This window comes from Enterobacter sp. MGH120 (assembly GCF_001037725.1).
GTDB lineage: Bacteria > Pseudomonadota > Gammaproteobacteria > Enterobacterales > Enterobacteriaceae > Enterobacter > Enterobacter hormaechei_C.
Genome location: NZ_KQ089940.1, coordinates 1 through 23,431 on the forward strand (window position 1 = coordinate 1; position 23,431 = coordinate 23,431).

Consider the following 23,431-nt stretch of genomic DNA (forward strand, 5'->3'; position numbering starts at 1 on the left):
TTCGCAGTAAAAGATGGTGGAGCTATGCGGGATCGAACCGCAGACCTCCTGCGTGCAAGGCAGGCGCTCTCCCAGCTGAGCTATAGCCCCATCGTTTACAACCTCTTCAAATTTGCGAGGCAAATTTGGTAGGCCTGAGTGGACTTGAACCACCGACCTCACCCTTATCAGGGGTGCGCTCTAACCACCTGAGCTACAAGCCTGTAGAGGTTTTTTACTGCTGTTTTTCATCAGACAATCTGTGTGAGCACTGCAAAGGCAGGTTCTTTAAGGTAAGGAGGTGATCCAACCGCAGGTTCCCCTACGGTTACCTTGTTACGACTTCACCCCAGTCATGAATCACAAAGTGGTAAGCGCCCTCCCGAAGGTTAAGCTACCTACTTCTTTTGCAACCCACTCCCATGGTGTGACGGGCGGTGTGTACAAGGCCCGGGAACGTATTCACCGTGGCATTCTGATCCACGATTACTAGCGATTCCGACTTCATGGAGTCGAGTTGCAGACTCCAATCCGGACTACGACGCACTTTATGAGGTCCGCTTGCTCTCGCGAGGTCGCTTCTCTTTGTATGCGCCATTGTAGCACGTGTGTAGCCCTACTCGTAAGGGCCATGATGACTTGACGTCATCCCCACCTTCCTCCAGTTTATCACTGGCAGTCTCCTTTGAGTTCCCGGCCGGACCGCTGGCAACAAAGGATAAGGGTTGCGCTCGTTGCGGGACTTAACCCAACATTTCACAACACGAGCTGACGACAGCCATGCAGCACCTGTCTCAGAGTTCCCGAAGGCACCAATCCATCTCTGGAAAGTTCTCTGGATGTCAAGAGTAGGTAAGGTTCTTCGCGTTGCATCGAATTAAACCACATGCTCCACCGCTTGTGCGGGCCCCCGTCAATTCATTTGAGTTTTAACCTTGCGGCCGTACTCCCCAGGCGGTCGACTTAACGCGTTAGCTCCGGAAGCCACGCCTCAAGGGCACAACCTCCAAGTCGACATCGTTTACGGCGTGGACTACCAGGGTATCTAATCCTGTTTGCTCCCCACGCTTTCGCACCTGAGCGTCAGTCTTTGTCCAGGGGGCCGCCTTCGCCACCGGTATTCCTCCAGATCTCTACGCATTTCACCGCTACACCTGGAATTCTACCCCCCTCTACAAGACTCTAGCCTGCCAGTTTCGAATGCAGTTCCCAGGTTGAGCCCGGGGATTTCACATCCGACTTGACAGACCGCCTGCGTGCGCTTTACGCCCAGTAATTCCGATTAACGCTTGCACCCTCCGTATTACCGCGGCTGCTGGCACGGAGTTAGCCGGTGCTTCTTCTGCGGGTAACGTCAATTGCTGAGGTTATTAACCTCAACACCTTCCTCCCCGCTGAAAGTACTTTACAACCCGAAGGCCTTCTTCATACACGCGGCATGGCTGCATCAGGCTTGCGCCCATTGTGCAATATTCCCCACTGCTGCCTCCCGTAGGAGTCTGGACCGTGTCTCAGTTCCAGTGTGGCTGGTCATCCTCTCAGACCAGCTAGGGATCGTCGCCTAGGTGAGCCGTTACCCCACCTACTAGCTAATCCCATCTGGGCACATCCGATGGCAAGAGGCCCGAAGGTCCCCCTCTTTGGTCTTGCGACGTTATGCGGTATTAGCTACCGTTTCCAGTAGTTATCCCCCTCCATCAGGCAGTTTCCCAGACATTACTCACCCGTCCGCCACTCGTCAGCAAAGCAGCAAGCTGCTTCCTGTTACCGTTCGACTTGCATGTGTTAGGCCTGCCGCCAGCGTTCAATCTGAGCCATGATCAAACTCTTCAATTTAAAAGTTTGATGCTCAATGAATTAAACTTCGTAATGAATTACGTGTTCACTCGTTGAGACTTGGTATTCATTTAGTGTCCGAGGACATTAAGAATCCATGTCACTTTGAGTGCCCACACAGATTGTCTGATAAATTGTTAAAGAGCAGTTGCGACGCGCTTCAGCGCTCTGTCTCGAGGTGGCGTATATTACGCTTTCCTCTTTCAGAGTCAACCCGTTATTTCAGGATTTTTTCTCTTCAACCGACCGGGTTGTCTGTGAAGTGATTCACATCCGCCGTGTCGATGGAGGCGCATTATAGGGAGTTCCCGAGCGACCGCAACAGAAAAGTTGCAAAAAAATGACTGACTGCTGTATTCCCCAGCAAAACCCCGCCTTATACCTTTTTACGCACAGACTTATCCACAATCCATTGACGATCCCGGTGTGATCCAGCGATTTGAACACTATACTAGCGGCAAATATTTCTCTCGCGGGCCAACCTCATGACGACACAACGACTTCAACGTGACTGGCGTATCCCAACCGCCGGGCTCGCCGTGCTGGTGTTACTTATGGCAGGTTTTGCACTGCATACGCACTGGAATGCTTTTATTCAGTGGTGCCTCGCCACCCAGATCACCCTGCACCGATATCTGGTGATGTATCTGCTGCAACTTAATAATCATCAGTACAGCGGTGGGCTATGGTTGTTAACCGGTGCGTTTCTTTATGGTGTACTCCATGCCGTTGGACCTGGGCACGGCAAATTTATCGTCACCACGTACCTCACCACCAATAAAGAGAGCCAGCTCGCGGCGCGCGTCGTACCGTTTATCGGTAGCATGATGCAGGGCGTCAGCGCGATCGTCTTTGTCTTTATCCTGGCGGTTGGATTGAACCTCGCGTCAGGAGATATCAGCACCAGCCGTTGGTACGTCGAGAAAATCAGCGCCGTGCTGATTGCCGTCTTCGGCGCGTTTATCATTTATCAGGCGCTCAGCAGCCTGCGTCCGCGCAAAATGGCCATTAGCGCCATCAAGCCGCTTCACCAGCATAATGAACGCTGTGGCTGCGGCCATCACGGCGTAGGGGTGGATCTGACTAAAAGCGACTGGAAAACCCGTCTGGGCGTGGTGCTGGCCATTGGCGCACGCCCGTGCAGCGGGGCAATTATGATCCTGATGTTCTCGAATGCGCTCGGTATTATTAGCTGGGGGATTGCTGCTGTGATGACAATGTCGCTGGGCACGGCGCTGTCGATTATGGGGCTGTCGCTGGCAGTACGTTACGCGCGTGAACGCACAGTAACCTGGTTTGGCGGCGGCACGTCCCTGAACTGGGTAATGCCGATGGTCAAAATTGCCGGAGGGGTTGTTCTGATACTGTTCGCGACGATCCTGTTCCTGACGGTGATCCCCGTCAGCGCCGGCGGCGACTATATTGCCGCAGGATGCTAATAAAAGAAAACCCGCCAGCGGCGGGTTTTTTTATCACTCGTTAATTCGCGGATGCTGATCGACAAGGCGAGAGCGTTTTGTCTGGAGCGCCTCAATCTCTGCGTCAATATCTTCAATCTTCTGCTCTACATTATCGTAGTGCTCACGCAGGATCTCTTTCGCTTCCTGAATATCAGACGCCGCAGGCGTTGCCCCTTTCAACGGACGATTCGCCGTCTCCTTCATGGTAATACCGGTAATCAGGCCGATCACCGCAATGACCATCAGATAGTAAGCAGGCATCATCAGGTTCTGCGTGCTCTCCACCAGTGAAGCAGCAAGCGTCGGCGTCAGGCCCGCAATCAGAACGGAGATATTAAAGGCTGCCGCCAGCGCACTGTAGCGAATATGCGTCGGGAACATTGCCGGCAGCGTAGAAGCCATCACCCCGATGAAGCAGTTGAGGATCACCGCCAGCATCAGCAGACCGGCGAAAATCAGCCCCAGCACATTGCTGTTAATCAGAATAAAGGCCGGGATTGCCAGTGCGAACAGGGCGACGCTGCCGAGAATAATGAATGGCTTACGGCCAAAGCGGTCGCTCAGCAGACCCATAATCGGCTGCACAAACAGCATACCCACCATGATGGCGATAATAATCAGCACACCGTGGTCTTCCGAGTAGTGCAGGTTATGCGACAGGTAGCTCGGCATGTAGGTCAACAGCATGTAATAGGTCACGTTGGTGGAAATCACCAGACCAATACAGGTCAGCAGGCTGCGCCAGTGTTTGGTCGCAATCTCCTTGAACGACACTTTCGGGCCATCCTGTAACCCTTCACGGTCACCCTGCTCCAGCTTTTCAACGTGCTGCTGGAACGCAGGCGTCTCTTCCAGGGCGTGACGCAGATAAAGCCCAATGATGCCCAGCGGCAGCGCCAGGAAGAACGGAATACGCCAGCCCCAGTCAAGGAAGTTCTCTTCACCCACTACGGTTGAGATCAGAACCACAACCCCCGCGCCCATGACAAAACCGGCAATCGAACCAAAGTCCAGCCAGCTGCCCATAAAGCCACGTTTACGGTCCGGAGAATATTCAGCGACAAAAATCGATGCGCCGGTATATTCGCCACCAACGGAGAAGCCCTGCGCCATCTTACAGATCAATAGCAGAATCGGCGCCCATATACCAATAGTTGCATACGACGGAATAAGGCCGATACAGAATGTACTTATCGACATGATGACAATGGTAATAGCCAGGATCTTCTGGCGACCATATTTATCACCCAGCATGCCGAAGAAAAGGCCACCGAGAGGACGAATCAGGAAGGGAACGGAGAACGTACCCAGCGCAGCAATCATCTGCAAGCTGGGATCGGCACCAGGGAAGAACACTTTACCAAGTGCATAGGCCACAAAGCCGTAAACACCAAAATCGAACCACTCCATCGCATTACCGAGCGAGGCCGCTGTAATCGCTTTGCGCAGTTTCGCGTCATCAATAATGGTGACATCGCGCAGCGTGATGGGTTTTACTTTTTTCCTTCTAAGCATAGCTTTCCTCGTAGACTCAGCCCCGTCCGTTTCACAGCGCATTTTGCAAGCTGTGAACCAGAGACCCGCTCCATGCGAATCTCCTTATTCAAGCGTAGCAGGTTTACTTACATTGACGTTTTACCTCAATACAACCGAACCTGTTGACGCCTGTCTGGGCAGTTAAAGACCTTTTTACCCTACCAGCGTTTATATATGTGATCAACTTCACACATATTTTTCCTGTTCGTAAGTTGCCTTCAGCTTTTGTCAATTCACGATAAATAAGGTCATTCTAAACCCCCTTATCAAACAGATCTTAACGCCCGTTATTATTCTTCCCCAAACAAAATGCAAGCACATTTCTTCACAGCAAATTTACACAAAATTCAATTATTAACAGTGGGCAATCCTGTTTACATTCAATATGTGACGAAGATAACTAAAACAGCGTTTTATTTTTGTTGAATCACAATTCCAAAGATCGCATGATAAATCCGAACACGATATCCCAGCAGCTTTCAAATGAAGGAATGCTGAACACCTGAATTTCGCTCTACAGCATAAATAACGAATCGATTGGTCCCAAAAAAGGCAATCGTTTGAATTTGTTGATCTATTTTTTGAGCTTTCCGCCAGCCATGCGGACGAGATGTGAGGGTTAATGATGAAGATTAAAGCAACAATAGAACGCATCCCGGGCGGGATGATGCTGGTCCCGCTGGTACTTGGCGCGATATTAAATACGCTAGCCCCGAATACCGGTGCTTATTTTGGCGGTTTTACAAAAGGTATGATTACCGGAACGGTACCGATTCTGGCAGTCTGGTTCTTTTGCATCGGCGCATCTATTAACTTGCGTGCAACAGGTACGGTATTACGTAAATCAGGGACGCTGGTCATTACTAAAATTGCGGTCGCCTGGGTTGTTGCGATGATCTGTGCGATGTTCATTCCGGAGAATGGAATTCAGACCGGCTTCTTCGCCGGATTATCTGTTCTGGCCATAGTCTCAGCAATGGATATGACCAACGGCGGTCTCTATGCAAGCCTGATGAATCAATATGGCACCAAAGAAGAATCGGGCGCGTTCGTGCTGATGTCCCTGGAGTCGGGTCCGCTGATGACGATGTTGATTCTGGGTTCTGCCGGCCTTGCCTCTTTTGAACCACACCATTTTGTCGGGGCGATCCTGCCGTTCCTGATTGGTTTTGCGCTGGGCAACCTCGATCACGATCTGCGTGATTTCTTCAGCAAAGCCACCCCGGTACTGATCCCGTTCTTCGGCTTCGCGTTGGGCAATACCATCAACCTGAACGTGATTCTGGAAACCGGTCTGCTGGGCATTGTGCTGGGTGTTGCCGTCATCGTCATCACGGGTATTCCACTGATTATTGCAGACCGCGTCATCGGAGGCGGCAACGGAACCGCGGGCGTGGCCGCCTCTTCGGCCGCAGGCGCTGCGGTAGCCAACCCGGTAATTATCGCCCAGATTAACCCGGCCTTTGAACCCGTGGCCGCTTCCGCCACGGCTCTGGTTGCCGCCAGCGTGATTGTGACGGCAATTCTGGTCCCTGTCATCACGGCACTGTATGCCAGACGCTTTGGGCATGTGCCTGAGTCCCGGACAGAACCTGAAGCGGTAGAAATGCACCACTAACCCTTTCGCCCCCTCCTTAAAAAGAGGGGGCAATCACGTACCAAATATCTCTTCCACCATGCCATCCACCAGCCGTTTTGCCGAACAGAGTCTCGGCATTCCCAGCGCGACCGTTTGCCAGCTCTGCGTCACTGACCAGCTCACCGGATGTTTATCCGCCTGACACCAGTCCCCCAGCCACCCCAGCATATCTTTATAATCAATCAGACCGGGAGAAGCGGGCGTCGTCAGCCACTGATGGTAAAAATGCCGGGTGGTGGGAGAAGCATTAATTCCCTGTGCCAGATAGTTTGCGGCCATGCTGCGCAGATTATCTTTCAGCATGGCCGCCACATCGCTATTCGCCAGACGACAGGCATCGCCAAACGCCCCCCAGCGCAACTCTTCCAGCACGATAAAGCAGCGGCCAGCCAGCGACCAGCCGTCATACTGCCCGGCTCGCCAGCGGGTAAAAATTTGCTCACTGTGCTCACCCGCCTGAACCGTAAGGCCGCGCTGCGCGAGCGCTTTCTCTTTATAGGCGGCACGCTGGTTGAAATGTGAGGAGAGCTCTTCGTACTGTTGCAACAATCCGGGCGGTTGAGGGAGGCGTGGATTCACCTGCTGGCGCAGGGCTACCAGCCTGTCGGACATACGGGTCAGCGCAAGGTGTCCGGGGTCGAGCATACCGGCCAGTTTCTCCGCCAGACCCAGCCGCAGCGCTGCATTTTCGTTGAGCATTCCCGCCATTGCCCACGGCCGCAGCCGGGTCTGCGTAATGATCTCCTGCGTCAAACGCTCACGAAATTGCAGTTGCTGTGGCCCCAGGAGGGAGTGACGTGCAGCGTCCGCCCCCTGGACCAAATCGACCATAAATTTTGGATGAATACACTCCAGCGTCCGCCCGGGACCGTCCAGTAGCTGTGTTGTCATGGTTGCTCTGCCGCGAATAAGGTTTGAATATCATCGCGTAACAGTCGGGTATCTTCCTGAATCCACGCCGCAGTAGTCATACTTTGCTTCAACAACTGGCTAAGCGCCCGGGTTGAATGTTCATTCTGCTGCCGCACGGCAAGGCTATCACGCAAGCTTTCCTGTAACCCGGTCAGGCACAACGAAAACTCTGCAAAGAACGTTGCCATACCTGCCGTAACAGAGACATCGACCTGCGCGGCCAAAGCTTTACGTATTTGATCGCAAAACTGATCGATATGTTGCGTAAATTTGCCATGAAGCTGAACGATGTCGATGACATAGCGTGTGCGCGTCACGACATACTCTTCCCAGCCCCAGCCGGGATTATTGAGCCAGCGCGAGACGGTATTACGTACGCTGCCTGCCCCGGCTGGCTGACTGGCGGGAGGGGTGTCCTGCACAATGGCATCATTAAATAAGCCGCGCGTATTGAAATTAAGCTGGTTTGCCTGAAACGCCGGGAAGCTAATCCGCGCCCGAAATCCGGCATGACTGAGCTGTTCCTTGATTCGCGTCTCGATAGGGCGCATCGCCTCATTCAACGATCGGGCAAGCGTAGACTCCAGCTGATCGAAGCGTAACGCCAGCTCCCGGCCAATTCTGCTCTGCGCATTCAGCATAATCTGCTCGCATGACGATCGGATCTTGCTCAGGACAATCTGCGCCTGCCCTTCATCGTCAAGCACCAGCTGCTGGATCGCATCCGCGTCGTCTGCACGCAAACTGGATGGCTCGCGCCCTGCTAAATCAAGAATAGACGGGCGGCTAAAAATGTCGCCCAGCGCCTGGTGAAGTTCACCTTTCTGGCGAAGCAGGAATGCATCCGTTGCGTTAAGCGCCTCTTCAACTTCATGCTGGACCTCATCGCTCACCACGCTCTGCCGCTGACGCAGCATCGTCATATCCTCTTCCAGGCGCGCAATATTCAGCTCCAGCTCATCAAAAGCGACCGTCAGTCCCTGATGGCGAAAATCCAGGTATTCTCTGGCATTTTGCGCATAGTTCAGCAGCTTATGCGATGCCGACCGCAAAGCGAACAGCGAGGCGTTGGCGTAAGCCGCGTAAATCAGTTTGCGGATGGGCTGTTCGAACAGCGAATCCTCCCACAGCAGATCCGCCGCATGGCGAATATGGTCAATATCGTCCAGGTCGGCCGTTCGCCAGCGGCGGCCCAGCGCGGCCTCGGCAAAATCCTGTACCCAACGCTGATCCTGATGATCGGGAAGGCGCCCATGAACGTTCATCTCATAGCGGGCGCGGTTTGCCAGATAGGCCCACATAGAAGAGACCGGATAAATTTGCCCCGGAGAAATATTTCCTTTCATCAGCGTGCCGGAAATCATCGCCCGCACCTGCTCTTCATCGTCGCTGTTACGATCTTTCTGATCGAATTTGTTGACCAGGGCGTAAAGCGGTACGGATTTCCCGGCAGCCGAAATTGCCTGACGAACCTCCGCATCAGAAATAGATTTAAGCTGTGTATAGTCCATCACCGCCAGCACGGCGGAGGCGCGCGCCAGCTGCTCGCTGAGCATTTTTTGCAGGTGCGGCTGACCGGCCTCGTTCGGCCCCGGCGTGTCGAGCAGCGTCAGTTGCCCCAGGTGCGCATCCAGACCGGCGAGATGCACAAACTCCACCTCAATCACCGGAATATGTTCTATCGCGGCATACTCAGAGAACGGAAACTCCACGCCCAGCGCCTGAGACAGCCGCACCAGATCGTTCAGGCTTTTCAGACAATGAAAGATGGGCTCCGCGCCCAGGTGATGTTTTTCAAACGCCTCACCTCTTTCTATGCGCTCCAGCAGCGTATTCATGTCCTTGTCGATTTCCAGACGCCGCGCCAGCTTGCCGCGATCTTTATCGCACAGTTTTTTCTGCAACTGGGTAATCAGGGTATCGATGGGCGAAACGTGCAAAAAATGCAGTACCGGCTCCTTCTGGCCCGGCGTATGGCGGATCAGCGTGGGAAGTGCCGTCATCGGACGATTGCGGTTCGGCAGCACTTCCGTGCCCACAATCGCATTAATGGTGGTCGATTTTCCCGCTTTCATGGTACCCACAATCGCCAGCACCATTTCGAGGCGGGTTATTTTGCGTAATTCGTTATTCAGCATCGCCTGCTGAGCGTCGACACCCCGTGCGCTAAAATGTAACGGCAAAACGTTGTTATTAACGCCGCTCATCGCAGCGGCTGTGCTATCCAGCTTTGCAATCGGCATAGATTTTAATGAATCAAGATTGTTCAGAGCGAGCTGTAACAATCGTTCAGCTTCCTGGCTTAATTCAAATATGGTCTGTGTGTGCATGATAAAAGCCTTCCCTTAACGCAAATTTATTACTTTTATTAAGCCACGATGTTTTAATTATACTTTTCAGGCTTATATGATCACGTATGGAAAACATGTTCATTTAATACAACTAACTGAAGATAATGAGAATTTAAAACCCACCCTCGTAATACGTGTAAAACATCCCCTGGCCAGAAAGCCAAAAGTGAATAGACAAAACGCATTTTCAGGAAACATCAGGATATATCATCGTTATTTACCCACCAAAAAAGAGAGGTATTCCCTGGCGCCAAAAGATGTATGGCGTCAGAAGAGGATAGATAAATAACGGCTTGTTCCTTCACCTTATCCGAAATGGCACAGCGTAGCAATTTGCTGTAATAAAATATTCGATACATTTAGCATGATTACGATCTCTGCCGTTCAGGGCTTAAGCTTCCCTTAATTCACTGACAGTTCGTGTCATCGCTTGCGCATTTATGCGCTATTTTTATAAAACAATATCACCGACAAAAGTGGGGATTTGCGTTATACTCGCTGCCTTTTTCGGCACACTGCCGTCATTTAGCTGGCGTTTTCCAGCGTGTTAACACTTTTGAGGATACCAACATGCAACTTCCACACTGCCCGAAATGCAATTCTGAATACACCTATGAAGACAATGGCATGTTCGTTTGCCCGGAATGCGCCCATGAATGGAACGATGCGGAGCCTGCGCAGGACAGCGATGCGCTGATCGTGAAAGACGCAAACGGCAACCTGCTGGCAGACGGCGACAGCGTTACCGTTGTGAAAGATCTGAAGGTAAAAGGCAGTTCCTCCATGCTGAAGATCGGCACTAAAGTCAAAAATATCCGTCTGGTTGAAGGCGATCATAATATCGACTGCAAAATTGACGGCTTCGGTCCGATGAAACTGAAATCTGAGTTCGTGAAAAAGAACTGATTGTCCCGCCCGGTGACGCTTCGCTTACCGGGCGTTCGGGAACTACACTTAACGGGCTTTTCTTACGTGAGGTAAAGATTATGCCGTTAAGTCCCTACATCTCTTTCGCCGGCAACTGTGCGGAGGCGACCGCCTTCTATCAGCATGCCATCGGCGCAGAACTCCTCTACAAAATCACCTTCGGCGAAATGCCCAAAGACGAAAACAGCGAAGAAGGCTGTCCGTCAGGCATGAACTTCCCGGATACCGCCATCGCCCACTCTAATGTCCGCATTGCCGGCAGCGATATCATGATGAGCGATGGTCTGCCACCCGGCAGCAGCGCGCAGTACGCCGGATTTACGCTGGTGCTCGACACGCAGGACGTGGATGAAGGCAAACGCTGGTTCGACAACCTCTCTGATGGCGGCAATGTCGAAATGGCCTGGCAGGAGACTTTCTGGGCGCACGGATTCGGGAAAGTCACCGACAAATACGGCGTGCCGTGGATGATTAACGTCGTTAAGCAGCAGCACTAATTTTCGGGCGGTGGGCAGTCTGCCTCCGCCTGTCATCAAACTCCCCTCAACTCTTCAAATTCCCGCAACCGAGACTTAACCCAAATGTCATATTGATGCGCCAGCATGAGGCCACATTTATCGTGAGGCCCGGCACATGCAAACTGTCATTCGCGTCGAGAAACTGAGCAAAACCTTCCATCACAACAAGGCGCTGCATGCCGTTGATCTGACCGTCCAGCAGGGCGAAATGGTGGCGCTGTTGGGACCGTCTGGTTCAGGTAAATCAACCCTTCTTCGTCACTTGAGCGGCCTGATTACCTGTGACAAAACGCCGGAAAGCCGCGTCGAACTGCTGGGGAACACCGTGCAACATGCGGGGCGTCTGGCGAGCGATATTCGCAAAAGCCGCGCTCAGACGGGCTATATCTTTCAGCAGTTCAACCTGGTGAACCGCCTGACCGTGCTCGAGAACGTGCTGATTGGCGCGCTCGGCAGCACCCCGTTCTGGCGCACCTGCCTGCGCTGGTTCTCCCCATCCCAGAAACAAGAAGCCCTACAGGCGCTGACCCGCGTCGGCATGGCGCATTTCGCCCACCAGCGCGTCTCCACGCTCTCCGGCGGACAGCAGCAGCGCGTCGCCATCGCCCGCGCCCTGATGCAGAAAGCCAAAATCATTCTGGCCGATGAACCTATCGCCTCGCTGGACCCGGAATCGGCCCGCATCGTGATGGAAACCCTGCGCGACATCAACCAGAACGACGGCATCACCGTGGTGGTGACGCTGCATCAGGTGGATTACGCCCTGCGCTACTGCGAGCGCATCGTCGCCCTGCGTCAGGGCCATGTGTTCTTCGATGGCGCAAGCCACCAGTTTGATAACGAACGTTTCGATCATCTCTACCGCAGCGTAAACCGCGTCGAAGAGCGCGCGCAGGCTGCTTAACGTCCCCATAACGAGGAATGGACATGAACTACAAAGCCGTTGCCGCGCTGGCCTTCACCAGCATGTTCAGCATCAGCACCCTGCTAAGCCCTGCTTACGCTGAGGAACAGGAAAAAGCGCTGAACTTTGGCATCATTTCAACGGAATCACAGCAAAACCTGAAGCCGCAGTGGGAACCGTTCCTGAAAGATATGGAAACCAAACTGGGGATCAAAGTAAACGCCTTCTTCGCCCCGGACTACGCGGGCATCATTCAGGGAATGCGCTTCAACAAAGTCGACATCGCCTGGTATGGCAACCTCTCTGCTATGGAAGCGGTAGATCGCGCGAACGGCCAGGTCTTCGCCCAGACCGTTGCGGCAGACGGCTCCCCGGGCTACTGGAGCGTGCTGATCGTTAACAAAGACAGCCCGATCAACAATCTCAACGACATGCTCGCCAAACGCAAAGAGCTGACCTTTGGTAACGGCGACCCGAACTCCACTTCCGGCTTCCTCGTCCCTGGCTACTACGTCTTCGCGAAAAACAACGTCTCCGCCAGCGACTTTAAGCGCACGGTCAACGCCAGCCACGAAACCAACGCCCTGGCCGTGGCGAATAAGCAGGTTGACGTCGCCACCAACAACACTGAAAACCTCGACAAGCTGAAGACCTCCGCGCCGGACAAGCTGAAGGAAATCAAGGTTATCTGGAAATCGCCGCTGATCCCGGGCGACCCGATCGTGTGGCGCAAAAACCTCTCCGAGAGCACCAAGGACAAGGTCTACGACTTCTTTATGAACTACGGCAAAACGCCGGAAGAGAAAGCGGTTCTGGCGCGTCTGGGCTGGGCGCCGTTCCGCGCGTCCAGCGATTTGCAGCTGGTGCCGATTCGCCAGCTGGCGCTGTTCAAGCAGATGCAGGGCGTGAAGGATAACAAGGGTCTGAAGGAAGAAGAGAAGACCAGCAAAGTGTCGGAAATTCAGGCGCAGCTGGACGATCTCGACCGCCTGACCGCCGCGCTCGGTGCCATGACCAGCGTGAATAAAGCGGTGCAGTAACTTACGTCCCCTCTCCCTTGAGGGAGAGGGTTAGGGTGAGGGGGAAATGCGCACGCTGATGCCCTCACCCCGGCCCTCTCCCACAGGGAGAGGGGGAACAGATCGTAGGCCGGATAAGCGTAGCGCCATCCGGCACACAAAGACCCGCGGAGTAAAACATGCAAACCATCACCCTCCCGCCGCCAAAGCGCAGCTGGTTCTCGCTCATAAGCTGGGCCGTTCTGCTGGCGGTGCTCGTTATCTCCTGGAAGGGCGCGGAGATGGATCCGCTGCTGCTCTTCAAAGATTCCGGCAACATGGCGACCTTCGCCGCCGACTTCTTCCCGCCGGACTTCAGCCAGTGGCAGGACTACCTCGGTGAAATGGCGATCACCCTGCAAATTGCCGTCTGGGGCACCGCCCTCGCCGTGATCCTTTCCATTCCGTTTGGCCTGATGAGCGCCGAAAACATCGTGCCGTGGTGGATCTACCAGCCGATGCGTCGCCTGATGGACGCCTGTCGCGCCATCAACGAAATGGTCTTTGCGATGCTGTTCGTGGTCGCCGTCGGCCTGGGTCCGTTCGCGGGCGTGATGGCGCTGTTCATCCACACCACCGGCGTGCTCTCCAAGCTGCTCTCCGAAGCGGTTGAAGCCATCGAGCCCGGCCCGGTGGAAGGCATCCGCGCAACCGGAGCGAACAAAATCGAAGAGATCCTGTACGGCGTCCTGCCGCAGGTGATGCCGCTGCTCATCTCCTACTCCCTGTACCGCTTCGAGTCCAACGTTCGCTCCGCCACCGTGGTCGGCATGGTGGGCGCAGGCGGCATTGGCGTCACCCTGTGGGAAGCCATTCGTGGTTTCCAGTTCCAGCAAACCTGCGCCCTGATGGTGCTCATCATCGTCACCGTCAGCCTGCTGGATTTCCTCTCTCAACGTTTGCGTAAGCACTTCATCTGAGAAGCGAGGCTTTGATTTGTATGCACTTATCCAGACATCCGACCAGTTACCCCACCCGCTGGCAAGAGATTGCGGCAAAGCTCGAAGTGGAGCTGCGCACGCACTACCGCTGCGGAGACTACCTGCCCGCTGAGCAGCAGCTTGCCGACCGCTACGAAGTGAATCGCCACACCCTGCGTCGCGCCATCGATCAACTGGTGGAGCGCGGCTGGGTCCAGCGCCGTCAGGGCGTCGGCGTACTGGTGCTGATGCGTCCGTTCGACTACCCGCTCAATGCCCAGGCGCGTTTTAGCCAGAACCTGCTCGATCAGGGCAGCCACCCCACCAGCGAAAAGCTGCTGTCAGTCCTGCGCCCGGCCTCCCGCCACGTGGCGGACGCGCTGGGGATTCAGGAGGGCGACAACGTCGTTCACCTGCGCACGTTGCGCCGGGTAAACGGCGTGGCGGTCTGTCAGATCGACCACTACTTCGCGGACCTCACCCTCTGGCCCGTGCTGCAACATTTCGCCAGCGGTTCCCTGCATGATTTTCTTCAGGACGCGACGGGTATCGCGCTCAAACGCACCCAGACGCGCATCAGCGCCCGCCGCGCGCAGGCGAAAGAGAGCAAGGTGCTGGAGATCCCCAACATGGCCCCGCTGCTCTGCGTGCGCACCCTCAACCACCGTGACGGCGACGTCAACGCAACGGAATACTCCGTCAGCCTGACCCGCGCCGACATGATTGAATTTACCATGGAGCACTGAATGCACTTCGACACCTCCACTCGTCAGCGCTGGATGCGCGTGCTGGCCCACAGCCAGCCTGATGCGCTGGCTGCCCGCATGAGCGCGCTCGGCCTGACGCCGGACTACGACACGATCCGCGCGCCGGAGATCGGCCTGGTGCAGATCCAGGCACGCATGGGCGGCACCGGCGAGCGCTTCTTCGCCGGCGATGCCACCCTCACCCGCGCGGTGATCCGCCTGAAAAGCGGCACGCTGGGCTACGGCTACGTACTTGGGCGCGACAAAACGCACGCCGAGCGCTGCGCAGCGATCGACGCGCTTTTACAGGAACAGCCGCATTTTCAGACGTTAATGGAAACCCTTATTGCCCCGCTGGAAGCCGACCGCGCCGCACGCCTTGCCGCGCGTCAGGCCGAAGTGAATACCAGCCGGGTCGACTTCTTTACGCTCGTTCGCGGAGACAACGCATGACGCTTCAACCTGCTTTTACCCTGGCCGTCCAGGATGCCCAACAGAGTTTCCGTCGCCTGCTGAAAGCCATGAGCGAGCCGGGCGTCATTGTCTCGCTGCACCAGCTCTCCCAGGGCTGGCTGCCGCTGAACCTCGCCTCGACCAGCGTGCTGCTGACCCTGGCGGACAACGACACCCCGGTATGGCTGTCAGGCGCATTGCTGAACGATATCGCCAGCCAGAACCTGCGCTTTCACACCAACGCGCCGCTGGTCGAGCAGCCCCAGCAGGCGGTCTTCGCCGTGGCCGACGAGCAAATCAGCCATGAACAGCTTAACGCCCTGAGCGAAGGCAGCGCCATCGCACCGGAAACCAGCGCCACGCTGATTTTGCAGGTCTCCAGCCTGAGCGGTGGCCGCATGCTGCGCCTGACGGGTGCAGGGATTGCCGATGAGCGGATGGTCGCCCCCCAGCTGCCGGAGTGCATCATTCATGAGCTGACCGAGCGCCCGCATCCGTTCCCGCTCGGTATCGACCTGATCCTGACCTGCGGCGAGCGCCTGCTGGCGATCCCGAGAACCACTCACGTGGAGGTGTGCTGATGTACGTTGCCGTCAAAGGGGGCGAGAAGGCGATCGCCGCCGCCCATGCCTTGCAGGCGCACAGACGCCGGGGGGATGACGCCCTTCCCGAGCTGAGCGTCGCCCAGATTGAACAGCAGTTAAACCTGGCCGTCGACCGCGTGATGACCGAAGGCGGCATCGCGGACCGCGAACTGGCGGCGCTGGCGCTGAAACAGGCCAGCGGCGATAACGTGGAAGCCATCTTCCTGCTGCGCGCTTACCGCACTACGCTTGCGAAGCTGGCGGTTAGCGAGCCGGTGAATACGGCGGAAATGCGATTAGAGCGCCGTATTTCTGCGGTGTACAAAGATATTCCTGGCGGCCAGCTGCTTGGTCCGACCTACGACTATACCCATCGCCTGCTGGACTTCACTCTGCTGGCGAACGGTGAAACACCGCAGCTCAGCGTCTCTGACGCTGAACAAGACGCCTCCCCGCACGTCTTTAGCCTGCTGGCAAACCAGGGGCTGGCGAAGGCGGAAGAGGACACCGGCAGCACACCGGATGACATCACCCGCACGCCGCCGGTCTATCCCTGTTCGCGCTCGTCCCGCCTGCAACAGCTGATGCGCGGCGATGAAGGGTATCTGCTGGCGCTGGCCTACTCCACGCAGCGCGGCTATGGGCGCAACCACCCCTTCGCGGCAGAGATCCGCAGCGGTTATATCGACATTGAAATCGTGCCGGAAGAGCTGGGTTTTGCGGTGAACATCGGCGAACTGCTGATGACCGAGTGCGAAATGGTCAACGGTTTTGTCGCGCCAGAGAATGAAGATCCGCACTTTACCCGCGGCTACGGGCTGGTGTATGGCCTGAGCGAGCGCAAGGCGATGGCGATGGCGCTGGTTGACCGTGCGCTCCAGGCGCCGGACTACGGCGAGCATATTGCAGGCCCGGCACAGGACGAAGAGTTCGTGCTGGCCCACGCGGATAACGTTGAGGCCGCCGGCTTTGTCTCGCACCTCAAGCTGCCGCACTACGTCGATTTCCAGGCCGAACTGGAACTGCTGAAACGCCTGCAACGGGAGCGCGCCAATGGCTAACTTAAGCGGCTACAACTTTGCCTATCTGGACGAACAAACTAAACGCATGATCCGCCGCGCCATCCTTAAGGCAGTGGCGATCCCCGGCTATCAGGTGCCGTTCGGCGGCCGCGAAATGCCAATGCCCTACGGCTGGGGCACCGGCGGTATTCAGATCACCGCCAGCGTGATCGGCGAAGCGGACGTGCTGAAGGTCATTGACCAGGGGGCAGACGACACCACCAACGCCGTGTCGATCCGCAACTTCTTTAAGCGCGTAACGGGCGTCAACACCACCGAAAAAACCGAAGACGCGACGCTGATCCAGACCCGTCACCGCATTCCGGAGACCCCGCTGACTGAAGATCAGATTTTGATTTTCCAGGTGCCGATCCCGGAGCCGCTGCGTTTTATTGAGCCGCGGGAAACCGAAACCCGCACCATGCACGCCCTGGAAGAGTACGGGATCATGCAGGTCAAACTGTATGAGGACATCGCCCGCTTCGGCCATATCGCCACCACCTACGCCTACCCGGTGAAGGTGAACGGCCGCTACGTGATGGACCCGTCGCCGATCCCGAAATTCGATAACCCGAAGATGGACATGATGCCCGCCCTGCAACTTTTTGGCGCCGGACGTGAAAAACGCATCTACGCCGTACCGCCGTACACCCGTGTGGAGAGTCTGGATTTTGACGATCACCCGTTTACGGTGCAGGAGTGGGACGAGCCGTGCGCCATCTGCGGTTCGAAGCATAGCTATCTGGATGAAGTGGTGCTGGACGACACGGGCAAACGGATGTTTGTCTGCTCCGACACCGATTACTGCCGCCAACAGAGCGAGGCGAACAGCCAATGAAACCGCTGCTTTCGGTTAATAACCTGACTCACCTTTATGCGCCGGGCAAAGGCTTTAACGACGTGTCGTTTGAGCTGTGGCCGGGCGAAGTGCTGGGCATTGTCGGCGAGTCCGGCTCCGGTAAAACCACCCTGCTGAAGTCCATCTCCGCGCGCCTGACGCCGCAGAATGGCGACATTTTGTATGAAGGCATGTCGCTGTATGGCATGAGCGAAGCCGATCGCCGCCGCCTGCTGCGCACCGAGTGGGGCGTGGTGCACCAGCACCCGATGGATGGCCTGCGCCGCCAGGTCTCGGCGGGGGGCAACATCGGCGAACGGCTGATGGCCACCGGCGCGCGCCACTACGGCAACATCCGCGCCACGGCGCAGCACTGGCTGGAAGAGGTTGAAATTCCCGCCTCGCGCATCGACGACCTGCCGACCACCTTCTCCGGCGGCATGCAGCAGCGTTTACAGATTGCCCGCAATCTCGTCACCCATCCGAAGCTGGTGTTTATGGATGAACCGACCGGCGGGCTGGACGTCTCTGTACAGGCTCGCCTGCTCGACCTGCTGCGCGGCCTGGTGGTGGAGCTAAACCTGGCGGTGGTGATTGTCACCCACGATTTAGGCGTCGCGCGCCTGCTGGCAGACCGCTTGCTGGTGATGAAGCAGGGTCAGGTGGTGGAAAGTGGGTTAACCGACCGCGTGCTCGACGATCCCCATCATCCGTATACCCAGCTGCTGGTGTCGTCCGTATTGCAGAACTGAGGGCGCGGTTGCCGGGTGGCGCTGCGCTTACCCGGCCTACGAACACCGCACCTTGTAGGCCGGGTAAGGCGAAGCCGCCACCCGGCAAAACGAACACCGCACCCGTAGGCCGGGTAAGGCGAAGCCGCCACCCGGCAAAACGAACACCGCACCCGTAGGCCGGGTAAGGCGAAGCCGCCACCCGGCAAAACGAACACCGCACCCGTAGGCCGGGTAAGGCGAAGCCGCCACCCGGCAAAACGAATCGCGAGGCCAACATGATCCACGTACAAAACGTAAGTAAAACCTTTGTGCTCCACCAGCAAAACGGCGTCCGCCTGCCGGTACTGCAAAATGCCTCGTTAGAGGTCAGCAACGGCGAATGCGTGGTGCTGCATGGCCATTCCGGCAGCGGAAAATCCACCCTGCTGCGCTCCCTGTATGCCAACTACCTGCCGGACGAAGGCCATATTCATATTCGCCATAACAATGAATGGGTCGATCTGGTTCAGGCTCCCGCGCGCAAAGTGCTGGAAGTGCGCCGCTCGACGATCGGCTGGGTCAGCCAGTTCCTGCGGGTGATCCCGCGGATCTCCGCCCTGGACGTGGTCATGCAACCCCTGCTGGATCTCGGCGTGCCGCGCGAAACCTGCGCCGCTAAAGCCGCCAGCCTGCTGACGCGCCTCAACGTACCGGAGCGTCTGTGGCACCTCGCCCCGTCGACCTTTTCCGGCGGCGAGCAGCAGCGCGTCAACATCGCCCGCGGCTTTATCGTCGATTACCCGATTTTACTCCTGGATGAACCCACCGCCTCGCTCGACAGTAAGAACAGCGCAGCGGTGATGGAACTGATCGAACAGGCCAAAGCGCGCGGCGCGGCGATCGTCGGGATCTTCCACGACGACGCCGTACGCCAACGCGTGGCGGACAGACTGCACCCGATGGGGACAAACGTATGATTATCAATAATGTCAGGCTGGTGCTGGAAAATGAGGTCGTGAACGGCTCGGTTGAGGTGCGGGACGGTGTCATCCGCGCCTTTGCCGAAACCCGGAGCCGCACTCCTGAAGCGATGGACGGCGAAGGCGGCTGGCTGCTGCCGGGGCTGATTGAGCTGCATACCGATAATCTCGATAAATTCTTCACCCCGCGCCCAAAGGTGGACTGGCCTGCTCATTCTGCGATGAGCAGCCACGACGCGCTGATGGTCGCCAGCGGCATCACCACGGTGCTGGACGCGGTGGCGATTGGCGACGTGCGCGACGGCGGCGATCGCCTGGAGAACCTGGAGAAGATGATCAACGCCGTGGAGGAGACGCAAAAGCGCGGCCTCAACCGCGCCGAGCACCGCCTGCACCTGCGCTGCGAGCTGCCGCACCACACCACCCTGCCGCTGTTTGAGAAGCTGGTGGGCCGCGAGCCGGTCTCGCTGGTTTCCCTGATGGATCACTCGCCGGGGCAGCGCCAGTTCGCCAACATTGAAAAGTATCGCGAATACTATCAGGGCAAATATTCGCTCAACGACGCGGAGATGGCGCGCTACGAAGAAGAGCAGCTCCAGCTTGCGGCCCAGTGGTCGCAGCCGAATCGCCTCTCCATTGCCGCGATGTGCCGGGACCGGAATATTGCCCTGGCCAGCCATGACGACGCCACGCACGATCACGTGCGCGAATCCCACCAGCTTGGCAGCGTGATAGCTGAATTTCCCACCACGTTTGAAGCGGCAGAGGCATCGCGTAAGCACGGCATGAACGTCCTGATGGGCGCGCCAAATATCGTGCGCGGCGGATCGCACTCCGGCAACGTGGCGGCAAGCAGGCTCGCCTCGCTCGGCCTGCTGGATATCCTCTCCTCTGACTATTACCCCGCCAGCCTGCTGGACGCGGCCTTCCGCGTCGCGGACGACGAGAACAACAGCTTCACGCTGCCACAGGCGATTCGCCTGGTGACGAAAAACCCGGCCAGCGCGCTTAATCTTCACGATCGCGGTGAAATTGCCGAGGGGAAACGGGCCGATCTGGTGCTCGCCCACCGTAAGGGCGAGCACATTCATATCGACCACGTCTGGCGTCAGGGAAAAAGGGTGTTCTGATGGGAAGACTCATCTGGTTAATGGGCCCGTCCGGCTCCGGGAAGGACAGCCTGCTGTCGGCGTTACGGCAGCGGGAACATTCACAGCTGCTGGTCGCGCACCGCTATATCACGCGCGATGCCAACGCCGGAAGCGAGAACCATATCGCCCTGAGCGAGCAGGAGTTTTTTACCCGCGCCGGACAAAACCTGCTGGCGCTGAGCTGGCATGCCAACGGTTACTACTATGGCGTCGGTATTGAGATTGACCTCTGGCTGCATGCGGGGTTCGACGTACTGGTTAACGGCTCGCGGGCGCATCTCCCGCAGGCTCGCGCCCGGTACGAAGCGGCGCTGCTCCCGGTCTGTTTGCAGGTTTCCCCGGACGTTCTCCGTAGCCGGCTACAAAAGCGGGGGCGCGAAAACGCGCGCGAGATCGACCAGCGGCTGGAACGGGCGGCACGCTACACCCCGTCGGGTTGCCATCTCCTCAATAACGACGGAAGTTTGCTACAGTCAGTCGAGACCTTTCTATCGCTTATTCGCCAGAAGGAGAAACAGCATGCCTGACTGCCAGCTTCGCCCCGCCACCGCCGACGATGCGCCGATCGTTTACGCGCTGATCTGCGAACTTAAGCAGGCCGAGTTCGATCATCAGGCGTTTCACGCCGGGTATCTGGCCAACTTGCAGGATCACAATATGCGTTACCAGCTGGCCGAGCTGGACGGGCAGATCATCGGTATGATCGGCCTGCATATGCAGTTTCACCTGCATCACGCCCGCTGGATCGGCGAGATCCAGGAGCTGGTGGTGATGCCGCAGGCGCGCGGATTAAAAGTGGGCAGCCAGCTGCTGGCCTGGGCAGAGGACGTCGCGCGACAGGCAGGCGCCGAGCTGACCGAGCTGTCCACCAGCGTGAAGCGCGTGGACGCACACCGATTTTATGTTCGTGAAGGGTATACGCAGAGCCATTTTCGCTTCACCAAACCGCTGTAGAGGTGCGTTATGAGTCTGACGATCACGCTGACAGGAACCGGAGGGGCGCAGCTGGTGCCGGTGTTTGGCTGCGACTGCGCGGCGTGCCGACGGGCACGTTTGCAGGAAAATTATCGCCGTCGCCCCTGTAGCGCGGCGGTCAAATTCAACGATGCGGTCACCTTGCTTGACGCGGGTATTCCCCACCTAATGGACGACTGGCCCGCGGGGAGTTTCAGGCAGTTTTTGCTCACCCATTATCATATGGATCACGTTCAGGGGCTGTTCCCCCTGCGCTGGGGCGTGGGGGCGACCATTCCGGTTTACGGTCCGCCGGACGACGCAGGCTGTGACGACCTGTTCAAACATCCGGGTCTTCTGGATTTCAGCCACACGGTCGAGCCGTTCGTGATGTTTGAACTTCAGGGCTTGCGGGTTACGCCGCTGCCGCTCAACCATTCAAAACTGACCTTCGGCTATCTGCTGGAGTCCGCCCACAGCCGCGTCGCGTGGCTTTCTGATACCGCCGGGCTACCGGATAAAACGGTGACGTTTCTGCTTAACAACCAGCCGCAGGCGATGATTATCGACTGTAGCCATGAACCGCGCCCGGAGACGCCGCGCAACCATTGTGATTTGAATACGGTGATTGCGCTGAATGAGGTGATTGGCTGTCCGCAGGTGATCCTGACGCATATCAGCCATCAGTTTGACGTGTGGATGATGGATAACCCGCTGCCGTCCGGCATTGAAGCGGGGTATGACGGGATGGTGCTGGTACTGGATTAGGTTTTGCCGGGTGGCGGCTGCGCCTTACCCGGCCTACGCGTTGCAATACCGGGGTTACCACCGATCGTAATCATCCTCTAACCGGCGCTCATCCTCTTCTAACCGACGCCGATCGTCATCCAGCTGCCGCTGACGCTCGTCTAAACGCTGGCGTCGATCTTCTAACTGTCGACGACGATCGTCGTACTGGCGGCTGTCGGTTTGACGGCTGCGATCGTAACGATCGTCGTCATCATCATTACTGCTGCTGCCGGGGTTATAGGCGTCGTTGATCGCCTGCTGAATATTGCCAATGGCATCATCAATCACATCGGCATGCGCCAGTTGGCTGGTTAAAGTCAGCAGACCCAATAACAGAGCGGTAGAGTAACGTTTCATAAGGCCAGACTCGCAGGTGAACTGGCCTTACGGTAATGAATGGCAGGGAACCGGGGTAGCGGAGGAATCTCAATTCCTGGCCTGTTCAATCGCCCCTATCGCATCGACTCGCGCCTGATGTCGTCCCCCTTCAAACGGTGCATTTAGCCAGGCATCGACGATCATTTTTGCCAGCTCCAGTCCGACCACGCGCGAACCAAATGCCAGCACATTCGTGTTGTTATGCTGCCTTGAAAGCTGAGCTGAATAAGGTTCGCTACAGACCACTGCGCGGATGCCCGGGAACTTATTGGCCGTAATGGAGATCCCTACCCCCGTTCCGCAGATCAGGATGCCGCCATCCACCTCCTTATCGATAATAGCCTGTGCAACCGCGCTGGCATAATATGGGTAGTCAGTACGCTCCGGGGAACAGGTGCCCTTATCCACCACGTCGATGCCACGCGCGCGCAGATGGGCCAAAATATCCTCTTTCAGCATAAAACCTACGTGATCGCAGCCAAATGCAATCTTTTTCATAATAAACCTCATCGTGGGTTAACTTTACGAACTCGATGGAGTTGTGATTTAAGACCGGTCAGTTGTGCAATAAAACCTCAAAACCATCGAGTTCTGCGCGTGTTCTACACCCCTGACTTTGACATTTCAACTCTCTCATGACGGTATATTTCTTACGGCATGCATTAAAATCCGTTAACGTGTCATAATTATGTTATTGATTTTTAAGGGCATCATAAAGCAACCGCCCCTCAAAACTTCACAGAC

Annotated in this window: 23 protein-coding genes, 2 tRNA genes and 1 rRNA gene; 18 read left to right on the forward strand and 8 right to left on the reverse strand. The window is 56.6% G+C overall.

What is annotated here, in order from left to right:
* Positions 1–14 precede the first annotated feature (14 nt).
* From SK54_RS00005 to SK54_RS00015, 3 genes are all read right to left on the reverse strand, one after another.
* Positions 15–90: transfer RNA gene (locus tag SK54_RS00005), tRNA-Ala, on the reverse strand.
* Between the two features lie 36 nt (positions 91–126).
* Positions 127–203, reverse strand: a tRNA-Ile gene (locus SK54_RS00010).
* A gap of 70 nt (positions 204–273) precedes the next feature.
* A 16S ribosomal RNA gene (locus SK54_RS00015) occupies positions 274–1,815 on the reverse strand.
* Positions 1,816–2,300: 485 nt separating this feature from the next.
* On the opposite strand from SK54_RS00015, the gene SK54_RS00020 reads away from it, so the two are divergent.
* Positions 2,301–3,254, forward strand: coding sequence for a nickel/cobalt transporter (locus SK54_RS00020; RefSeq protein WP_047716130.1), 954 nt, complete (start codon positions 2,301–2,303; stop codon positions 3,252–3,254).
* A gap of 33 nt (positions 3,255–3,287) precedes the next feature.
* Here the strand turns inward: SK54_RS00020 and proP are convergent, their stop codons facing one another.
* Entirely contained in the window at positions 3,288–4,790 is a 1,503-nt protein-coding gene (gene proP / locus SK54_RS00025; RefSeq protein WP_015570231.1) for a glycine betaine/L-proline transporter ProP, read from the reverse strand.
* A 646-nt stretch (positions 4,791–5,436) separates the two neighbouring features.
* On the opposite strand from proP, the gene kdgT reads away from it, so the two are divergent.
* Positions 5,437–6,429 carry a 2-keto-3-deoxygluconate transporter gene (kdgT, locus tag SK54_RS00030; protein WP_017382657.1) on the forward strand — a complete coding sequence of 331 codons (993 nt, stop codon included), beginning with the start codon at positions 5,437–5,439 and terminating at the stop codon, positions 6,427–6,429.
* 33 nt (positions 6,430–6,462) lie between these two features.
* Here kdgT and SK54_RS00035 read toward each other — a convergent pair whose 3' ends face one another.
* Positions 6,463–7,341, reverse strand: a complete 879-nt coding sequence (locus SK54_RS00035) for a diguanylate cyclase regulator RdcB family protein (RefSeq protein ID WP_015570229.1) — start codon at positions 7,339–7,341, stop codon at positions 6,463–6,465.
* The gene (gene crfC, locus SK54_RS00040) at positions 7,338–9,692 is read right to left on the reverse strand and encodes a clamp-binding protein CrfC (protein ID WP_023302944.1); all 2,355 of its coding nucleotides are present in this window, start codon (positions 9,690–9,692) and stop codon (positions 7,338–7,340) included. The genes SK54_RS00035 and crfC overlap by 4 nt, the downstream gene beginning before the upstream one ends.
* A gap of 591 nt (positions 9,693–10,283) precedes the next feature.
* Between crfC and SK54_RS00045 the strand changes: the two genes are divergently transcribed.
* From SK54_RS00045 to phnP, 16 genes are all read left to right on the forward strand, one after another.
* Entirely contained in the window at positions 10,284–10,619 is a 336-nt protein-coding gene (locus tag SK54_RS00045) for a zinc ribbon domain-containing protein YjdM (protein ID WP_003860206.1), read from the forward strand.
* An 80-nt stretch (positions 10,620–10,699) separates the two neighbouring features.
* Positions 10,700–11,137, forward strand: coding sequence for a VOC family metalloprotein YjdN (gene yjdN / locus SK54_RS00050; RefSeq protein ID WP_048246554.1), 438 nt, complete (start codon positions 10,700–10,702; stop codon positions 11,135–11,137).
* Positions 11,138–11,273: 136 nt separating this feature from the next.
* Positions 11,274–12,062, forward strand: a complete 789-nt coding sequence (gene phnC, locus SK54_RS00055; RefSeq protein WP_003860210.1) for a phosphonate ABC transporter ATP-binding protein — start codon at positions 11,274–11,276, stop codon at positions 12,060–12,062.
* A gap of 23 nt (positions 12,063–12,085) precedes the next feature.
* On the forward strand, positions 12,086–13,102 hold the full coding sequence (gene phnD, locus SK54_RS00060; RefSeq protein ID WP_032652248.1) for a phosphonate ABC transporter substrate-binding protein: 1,017 nt from the start codon (positions 12,086–12,088) through the stop codon (positions 13,100–13,102).
* A gap of 158 nt (positions 13,103–13,260) precedes the next feature.
* A complete protein-coding gene (gene phnE / locus SK54_RS00065) occupies positions 13,261–14,040 on the forward strand; it encodes a phosphonate ABC transporter, permease protein PhnE (protein WP_017382653.1) in 780 nt (259 codons plus the stop codon).
* 20 nt (positions 14,041–14,060) lie between these two features.
* Complete coding sequence (gene phnF, locus SK54_RS00070; RefSeq protein ID WP_006810434.1) at positions 14,061–14,786, forward strand: phosphonate metabolism transcriptional regulator PhnF; 726 nt, start codon at positions 14,061–14,063, stop codon at positions 14,784–14,786.
* Entirely contained in the window at positions 14,787–15,239 is a 453-nt protein-coding gene (gene phnG, locus SK54_RS00075) for a phosphonate C-P lyase system protein PhnG (RefSeq protein WP_017694700.1), read from the forward strand. It begins immediately after the preceding gene.
* Positions 15,236–15,820 (forward strand): phosphonate C-P lyase system protein PhnH, encoded by a 585-nt coding sequence (gene phnH, locus SK54_RS00080; protein ID WP_039271994.1) that lies wholly within the window; start codon positions 15,236–15,238, stop codon positions 15,818–15,820. The genes phnG and phnH overlap by 4 nt, the downstream gene beginning before the upstream one ends.
* Positions 15,820–16,884: a carbon-phosphorus lyase complex subunit gene (locus SK54_RS00085; protein WP_015570222.1), complete on the forward strand. Its 1,065-nt coding sequence runs from the start codon at positions 15,820–15,822 to the stop codon at positions 16,882–16,884. The genes phnH and SK54_RS00085 overlap by 1 nt, the downstream gene beginning before the upstream one ends.
* Positions 16,877–17,722, forward strand: coding sequence for an alpha-D-ribose 1-methylphosphonate 5-phosphate C-P-lyase PhnJ (phnJ, locus tag SK54_RS00090; protein ID WP_006810438.1), 846 nt, complete (start codon positions 16,877–16,879; stop codon positions 17,720–17,722). Before SK54_RS00085 ends, phnJ begins: the two co-directional genes overlap by 8 nt.
* Positions 17,719–18,474, forward strand: a complete 756-nt coding sequence (phnK, locus tag SK54_RS00095) for a phosphonate C-P lyase system protein PhnK (protein ID WP_039271996.1) — start codon at positions 17,719–17,721, stop codon at positions 18,472–18,474. The genes phnJ and phnK overlap by 4 nt, the downstream gene beginning before the upstream one ends.
* A gap of 257 nt (positions 18,475–18,731) precedes the next feature.
* Positions 18,732–19,412 (forward strand): phosphonate C-P lyase system protein PhnL, encoded by a 681-nt coding sequence (gene phnL / locus SK54_RS00100; protein WP_017382651.1) that lies wholly within the window; start codon positions 18,732–18,734, stop codon positions 19,410–19,412.
* A complete protein-coding gene (gene phnM, locus SK54_RS00105) occupies positions 19,409–20,545 on the forward strand; it encodes an alpha-D-ribose 1-methylphosphonate 5-triphosphate diphosphatase (protein WP_015570219.1) in 1,137 nt (378 codons plus the stop codon). Before phnL ends, phnM begins: the two co-directional genes overlap by 4 nt.
* Positions 20,542–21,093, forward strand: a complete 552-nt coding sequence (phnN, locus tag SK54_RS00110) for a ribose 1,5-bisphosphokinase (protein ID WP_026080559.1) — start codon at positions 20,542–20,544, stop codon at positions 21,091–21,093. The genes phnM and phnN overlap by 4 nt, the downstream gene beginning before the upstream one ends.
* The gene (gene phnO / locus SK54_RS00115) at positions 21,086–21,520 is read left to right on the forward strand and encodes an aminoalkylphosphonate N-acetyltransferase (protein WP_015570217.1); all 435 of its coding nucleotides are present in this window, start codon (positions 21,086–21,088) and stop codon (positions 21,518–21,520) included. Before phnN ends, phnO begins: the two co-directional genes overlap by 8 nt.
* A gap of 9 nt (positions 21,521–21,529) precedes the next feature.
* Entirely contained in the window at positions 21,530–22,288 is a 759-nt protein-coding gene (phnP, locus tag SK54_RS00120) for a phosphonate metabolism protein PhnP (protein ID WP_047052240.1), read from the forward strand.
* 54 nt (positions 22,289–22,342) lie between these two features.
* Here the strand turns inward: phnP and yjdP are convergent, their stop codons facing one another.
* Positions 22,343–22,666 carry a DDRRRQL repeat protein YjdP gene (yjdP, locus tag SK54_RS00125; RefSeq protein WP_048246557.1) on the reverse strand — a complete coding sequence of 108 codons (324 nt, stop codon included), beginning with the start codon at positions 22,664–22,666 and terminating at the stop codon, positions 22,343–22,345.
* A gap of 69 nt (positions 22,667–22,735) precedes the next feature.
* Positions 22,736–23,185, reverse strand: a complete 450-nt coding sequence (gene rpiB / locus SK54_RS00130) for a bifunctional allose-6-phosphate isomerase/ribose-5-phosphate isomerase RpiB (protein WP_023295775.1) — start codon at positions 23,183–23,185, stop codon at positions 22,736–22,738.
* Between the last annotated feature and the right edge of the window lie 246 nt (positions 23,186–23,431).

Coding starts and splice junctions, on each gene's coding strand:
- phnG (WP_017694700.1), top strand. CDS start 14,787: ATGCACTTCGACACCTCCACTCGTCAGCGCTGGATGCGCGTGCTGGCC.
- phnD (WP_032652248.1), top strand. CDS start 12,086: ATGAACTACAAAGCCGTTGCCGCGCTGGCCTTCACCAGCATGTTCAGC.
- phnK (WP_039271996.1), top strand. CDS start 17,719: ATGAAACCGCTGCTTTCGGTTAATAACCTGACTCACCTTTATGCGCCG.
- SK54_RS00085 (WP_015570222.1), top strand. CDS start 15,820: ATGTACGTTGCCGTCAAAGGGGGCGAGAAGGCGATCGCCGCCGCCCAT.
- yjdN (WP_048246554.1), top strand. CDS start 10,700: ATGCCGTTAAGTCCCTACATCTCTTTCGCCGGCAACTGTGCGGAGGCG.
- phnO (WP_015570217.1), top strand. CDS start 21,086: ATGCCTGACTGCCAGCTTCGCCCCGCCACCGCCGACGATGCGCCGATC.
- SK54_RS00020 (WP_047716130.1), top strand. CDS start 2,301: ATGACGACACAACGACTTCAACGTGACTGGCGTATCCCAACCGCCGGG.
- phnJ (WP_006810438.1), top strand. CDS start 16,877: ATGGCTAACTTAAGCGGCTACAACTTTGCCTATCTGGACGAACAAACT.
- phnE (WP_017382653.1), top strand. CDS start 13,261: ATGCAAACCATCACCCTCCCGCCGCCAAAGCGCAGCTGGTTCTCGCTC.
- SK54_RS00035 (WP_015570229.1), bottom strand. CDS start 7,341: ATGACAACACAGCTACTGGACGGTCCCGGGCGGACGCTGGAGTGTATT.
- yjdP (WP_048246557.1), bottom strand. CDS start 22,666: ATGAAACGTTACTCTACCGCTCTGTTATTGGGTCTGCTGACTTTAACC.
- kdgT (WP_017382657.1), top strand. CDS start 5,437: ATGAAGATTAAAGCAACAATAGAACGCATCCCGGGCGGGATGATGCTG.
- SK54_RS00045 (WP_003860206.1), top strand. CDS start 10,284: ATGCAACTTCCACACTGCCCGAAATGCAATTCTGAATACACCTATGAA.
- phnM (WP_015570219.1), top strand. CDS start 19,409: ATGATTATCAATAATGTCAGGCTGGTGCTGGAAAATGAGGTCGTGAAC.
- phnL (WP_017382651.1), top strand. CDS start 18,732: ATGATCCACGTACAAAACGTAAGTAAAACCTTTGTGCTCCACCAGCAA.
- phnH (WP_039271994.1), top strand. CDS start 15,236: ATGACGCTTCAACCTGCTTTTACCCTGGCCGTCCAGGATGCCCAACAG.
- phnC (WP_003860210.1), top strand. CDS start 11,274: ATGCAAACTGTCATTCGCGTCGAGAAACTGAGCAAAACCTTCCATCAC.
- phnF (WP_006810434.1), top strand. CDS start 14,061: ATGCACTTATCCAGACATCCGACCAGTTACCCCACCCGCTGGCAAGAG.
- rpiB (WP_023295775.1), bottom strand. CDS start 23,185: ATGAAAAAGATTGCATTTGGCTGCGATCACGTAGGTTTTATGCTGAAA.
- proP (WP_015570231.1), bottom strand. CDS start 4,790: ATGCTTAGAAGGAAAAAAGTAAAACCCATCACGCTGCGCGATGTCACC.
- phnP (WP_047052240.1), top strand. CDS start 21,530: ATGAGTCTGACGATCACGCTGACAGGAACCGGAGGGGCGCAGCTGGTG.
- crfC (WP_023302944.1), bottom strand. CDS start 9,692: ATGCACACACAGACCATATTTGAATTAAGCCAGGAAGCTGAACGATTG.